The sequence below is a fragment of the Candidatus Bathyarchaeota archaeon genome, assembly GCA_029882535.1.
GTDB lineage: Archaea > Thermoproteota > Bathyarchaeia > Bathyarchaeales > SOJC01 > JAOUKM01.
The window spans coordinates 1-4,776 of the sequence record JAOUKM010000057.1 but is presented as its reverse complement, the minus strand read 5'-3'; the positions used below and the strand labels follow the sequence as shown (position 1 = coordinate 4,776).

Below are 4,776 nucleotides of genomic sequence, written 5' to 3'. Positions count from 1 at the left end.
CCTTCGGGGGAATCCCCTGTCGTAGTGTACGTGAAAAACGTCGACAACCCAAGTCCTTAAGCACCGAAAAGGCGGGCGGAGGGACAGAAACATTCAAAACTTCTTTCGTTCAAAACCTCCACCCATTGACGAAGTTATCGTAAAATCTATTAGAAAACTGAAAATTCAGCATTCTAAGCTGGAACAGGTTCACGTAAGACTTCGCGAAAGAGATAAAACTCTTTTCGGAGCATGCACCTTCGCGTTAGAAAAGAAGAACAATGCACGAGCTGCGATGTGCGCCAATGAGCTGGCGGAGGTTAGGAAGCTAATAAAGCTTCTTTCCCAAACGCAAATTGCTATAGAACGCATAATTCTCAGGTTGGAAACTATCAAAGAACTCAGTACAATAATGGTTGACCTCAAACCAGCGCTAAGTGCTCTCAAAAACGTCACAAGCAACCTAGTTAATATAATGCCTGATGTTGCTTCTGAACTAGACAAAGTCAATAGCAGCATACAAGAAACACTTACCGTAACCAAATTTTCCTCTGACCCAGCAATAATACAAACTAACGTGAAAACTCCCGCTGGACAAGAAATTCTCAAGGAAGTCAATGCACTTCTAGAGCAAAACCTGCATGAGAAACTGCCCGAACCGCCCGCCTCGGAATCTTTGCTAGAGACTGAGCAGCCGAAGCAGAAGCTTAGAGAAATGGTTGCTTTGGTTGCTGCATGCCCAGAATCGGTCAAAGACGGGTTAAAAGAAGCGCCTGAAGCGTTTCTTTCGATTAAGGATTTGAAAATGCAAAGCATCTCTCTCAGAATTCAACATTCCGAGTCCATTGAAAAGCAGCTGCTGGAATACATAAGGAATTGTAAAGGACAAATAGACGTAACCGAGTGCGCGTTAAAGTTAGAAATCCCACCCAAGGAAGTGGAAAAAACATTGGAGAACCTCACTGCTAAAGGCAAAATAATAATTGGAACGTGAAAAAATGAGTGCTTCTCAAGAACTTGAAAAAGCAGCGACAAACTACGCGTCTGAAGCTGTCAGATTAGACAAACAAGGCTCAAGAGGAATGGCTATCACGATGTACCAAAGAGCCATAGAGACCCTGCTAAAAATAGTGCAATTATACCCCGACTATGGCTTAAACCGAGTCTACATACAACGTGCAATGGCATACCAAGAAAGAGTCCAAGTATTACAAGGTGGAATACCGCTAAAGCCCGACATAAAGCAAGGACCCGCCGAAGCTACAGCACCTCAAGAAGAAGGAAAGGCAAGCTACGACGAACTAATTATGCAAGAAAAACCCAATGTAAAATGGCCAGAAGTCATCGGCTTAGAACCAGCAAAAAAAGCAATCAAAGAAGCAATAGTTTACCCAGTTCAAAGACCCGACCTCTTCCCCCTAGGATGGCCCAGAGGCATACTCCTATTCGGACCACCAGGCTGTGGAAAAACGTTGCTAGCGGCTGCCGTCGCCACAGAAATCGACGCCAACTTCATATCCGTAGACGCAGCATCAATAATGTCCAAATGGCTTGGAGAAGCAGAGAAAAATGTGGCTAGGCTTTTTGCATCTGCAAGAAAATCTGCTAATAACGGAAAACCTGCCATCGTGTTCATTGACGAGTTAGACTCTTTGATGGGAAGGCATTCAAGCGAGGTTGGCGGCGAAGTTCGTGTGCGAAACCAGTTTCTCAAAGAAATGGACGGCGTTATCGATAAGGGTAAAAGCCTATATGCGTATGTCATCGGCGCTACGAATCGACCTTGGGATTTGGACTGGCCGTTTATCAGAAGGTTTCAGAAGAGAATCATAGTGCCGTTGCCTGATCATCATTCAAGGCTGCAGATGTTCAAGCTTTACACTAGCAATTTAAATTTAAATCCAGATATGAGCCTTCACGAATTAGCTAGGCTTTCAGAAGGATTTTCGGGAAGCGACATAAAAGATTGCTGTCAATCAGCTTATCTGAGGGTCATCGGCGAATTCTTCGAGTCAGGACGAGCAGATGATAAGCAGGCTAAACCTAGACCCGTCACTATGAATGATTTTCGGCAGATACTTGAAGATCGGAAGCCAAGCGTTTCTCTTGACATGGTCGCATCGTATACCAAATGGTTTGACGCCTTTAAAGCACTTTAGTTTGAAAAAATGGCTTTTGGGAGGCATCGGAAAGATTTGAAGAAATTTGCACCTTACTTATTTAATAGTAAGAAGAACCTCCTTTCTCCCCTGCAAATGCCTTCAGGTCCCGAATAAGCCTTTTAAAGCCTAATTTTTCTATCATTTCCAGACTTTTTCTATCATTTTCGCTTTCGGTAGATTGCCACTGAATGTTTTTTGCTGAACCTTACGAACTCGAACCCTTGCTTGATTAGCTCGCCTTCTTCTTCTAAGGTTTTAGCGTGCGCTACATGCCATTCGTCATCTTCTGGAAAGTGGACAAGTTGTGTGTAGATTAGAGTGCTGTCAAGGCTTCTGTGCCCAAGCAGTTGCTTAACATGAAGTATGTCCTTTGTTTTATGGTATTCCATAGTTGCCTTCCAGTGACGCAGAGTATGGAAGTGGATTTTTTCTATCCTTGGATTTGCAAGCTTCTTGATGATCTTTGGTTCAAGGGATGAGAGTGATTCTTGTGTCACTACTTCTCTCCTCCAGCGGCATTAGAGGGATGTGAGAACATAAGTTTTATGCGAGAGGAGTCTTTGGGAGAAAATTCCAACCAGTGGTGCAGCACTGACTCCATCACCACTTCAAGATGAATTTACAATTGGATTTCTGGGTCTATGCAAAAACCAAGGGTTTAAACCAGGTCTCGAACTAACTCTCGGCACTAAAAACGTGGATCATAAACGTATATGTGAACCTAGCCCCAACGCCAACACCATTGTCAGGGATGAACACCCGTCCTCTGCTATTTCCTCTTCTTGAAGATTTCGCCACTTTCAATCTCGGTGTACATATTCGAAAGGTATAGTCACACGATGAAGGGATTCCTTCAGTTAAAAAGGGTCTATGGTATCGGGTAGCTAGGAGGCTATGAAGCGTCTTTGTGTTGGTTCATGAGTGCGCAGACAACGGTTGAAAATGGCTAATAATTTCGGTGTTGTGACTAGAATTTTTAAAAGGTAGACTTCTTATCTTTCTATGGTGTACGAATTGGTTTTACCCGCTAAGATTTTCGAAATTGAAGAGGAAATCGATTCTGGATTAATTGTTGGAAAGCTTAAGGATTTCCATGAAGAAGAAAATTACAAACCAGAGAGGGGGAGAAGTATGAACTTATTATCAGAAGTCTTAGATTTGAAACTAGAGAATGGTGTCGTATCAGGAGTTTTTAGCAAGGATTTCGTGCGAAAGAGGTTCTACAGACGTGAATTGGTTGAGACGCCGACTACTGAAGAAGCTCCTTTCTGGATTAAACCGTTTGATGATAGGGTTTTCATGATTGTGCTAGCGCCTTCGGTAGCTCGTGGAGTGAAGAAACTATTGACTAATTATGTTGCGAATAAGCTCAGCAAAGTTCTCTTCGTCACACCCCATGCGATTGTTGAGACAAAAATCCCTCATGACAATCTTACAAACCTTCACGAGTCGAACCCTCAAGCAACAAAACTCATATGGTTTAATCAAGTTGATATGCCAGGTGTAGAGAAACTTTGCCTAGCAGGATCAGCTCTTGCTGACACTGAGTTATATCACGATTACCTAAAACACGGGAAGATTTGGTATGTAGTATTTGAAGTTCAGAAGCGTGATATTACAGTCGGCATCTCAAGGAGTTCAACAGTGACGCTTTTCAGTAAAACCACGATAGAAGAGTTCATCAACTACATCTTGGAAGACCTTTTAGATCTAATTGAATAGTATTTATTCTTGCACATCAGCAGGAGGTTTGCCTAATCTCTAAAATAATTCCGGAAGACCAACGTTTAGTTGGGAGTTTGAGGAGTGCAGCAAAGCATTGCGCGCGCGCAGACTTTGACTTGGCAGCGATCATATTGAAGGGAGCTCTAGCCTCTGACAATGCAGAGCACATTAGATTTGTCGAAGAAATTACAGAAATAATATCCTATAGAGCGTAAAGACACTACTTAGTTAGTGCGTACGCCGGGATAGTCACCTATATTCTGTTAAGTATAAATGATGGTAGTTTTCCTTCTTCGACAAGTTTCTTAACCAGGTTAGGCATGCTGTTCCATTGTTGAACGCACAGGTTGAATTCCTCTTCCGTAATGTCCTTCAACTTGGGAGCTAGAAATGTCAGTAGCCCTGTAGTGGTCCCCATGAGCTTGCTCATCTTTTTGCATGGGAATTCATCGCATTGAGCACAGCTCTCTAAGCCTTTCTCTCGTGCGCAAGGTCGAGCTTCGCATTGCTTATCCGCGATCTTATTACCTTCACTCTTGCATCCTTCGCAGGCAACATTTTCTGCGGTATAATGCTGGTGGCCAAGGTATTTTCGCCACGCATCAACCAACTTCCTTCTAACTTTGATGTCGTCTGACCAAGCGGCACAGAGATAGCAGTTATACCCACAACAACCAATCATCCTATCTTCAGATTTTCCCATGCTGTTGAAACCTCTCTAGAGAGGTGAAATACCAATCTTATTAGCTTTTCACGAGGCGCGTTGAGAAAAAATGGGGAGTTGCGGGAGATAACCAGAAAAAAATCCGGAAACAGATATCACTTCATTTATTTCCTTGCGCTCACGAATTTCTTCTTATAGAATTTATACCAGTTAGTTAAAGCTAACTCCTTCACTCCCTTACGATAT

At 42.9% G+C, this 4,776-nt stretch carries 5 protein-coding genes; 3 read left to right on the top strand and 2 right to left on the bottom strand.

Annotated elements, in window-relative coordinates; translation table 11 throughout:
* The first annotated feature begins 157 nt into the window (after nucleotides 1-157).
* Both OEX01_09295 and OEX01_09290 read left to right on the top strand, forming a co-directional pair.
* The gene (locus OEX01_09295; GenBank protein MDH5449176.1) at nucleotides 158-973 is read left to right on the top strand and encodes a hypothetical protein; all 816 of its coding nucleotides are present in this window, start codon (nucleotides 158-160) and stop codon (nucleotides 971-973) included.
* Between the two features lie 4 nt (nucleotides 974-977).
* Complete coding sequence (locus OEX01_09290) at nucleotides 978-2,138, top strand: AAA family ATPase (protein ID MDH5449175.1); 1,161 nt, start codon at nucleotides 978-980, stop codon at nucleotides 2,136-2,138.
* Between the two features lie 161 nt (nucleotides 2,139-2,299).
* Here OEX01_09290 and OEX01_09285 read toward each other — a convergent pair whose 3' ends face one another.
* Nucleotides 2,300-2,638, bottom strand: coding sequence for a site-specific integrase (locus OEX01_09285; protein ID MDH5449174.1), 339 nt, complete (start codon nucleotides 2,636-2,638; stop codon nucleotides 2,300-2,302).
* 505 nt (nucleotides 2,639-3,143) lie between these two features.
* On the opposite strand from OEX01_09285, the gene OEX01_09280 reads away from it, so the two are divergent.
* Nucleotides 3,144-3,863, top strand: a complete 720-nt coding sequence (locus OEX01_09280) for a hypothetical protein (GenBank protein MDH5449173.1) — start codon at nucleotides 3,144-3,146, stop codon at nucleotides 3,861-3,863.
* 256 nt (nucleotides 3,864-4,119) lie between these two features.
* Here OEX01_09280 and OEX01_09275 read toward each other — a convergent pair whose 3' ends face one another.
* Nucleotides 4,120-4,569 (bottom strand): DUF3795 domain-containing protein, encoded by a 450-nt coding sequence (locus OEX01_09275; protein ID MDH5449172.1) that lies wholly within the window; start codon nucleotides 4,567-4,569, stop codon nucleotides 4,120-4,122.
* Between the last annotated feature and the right edge of the window lie 207 nt (nucleotides 4,570-4,776).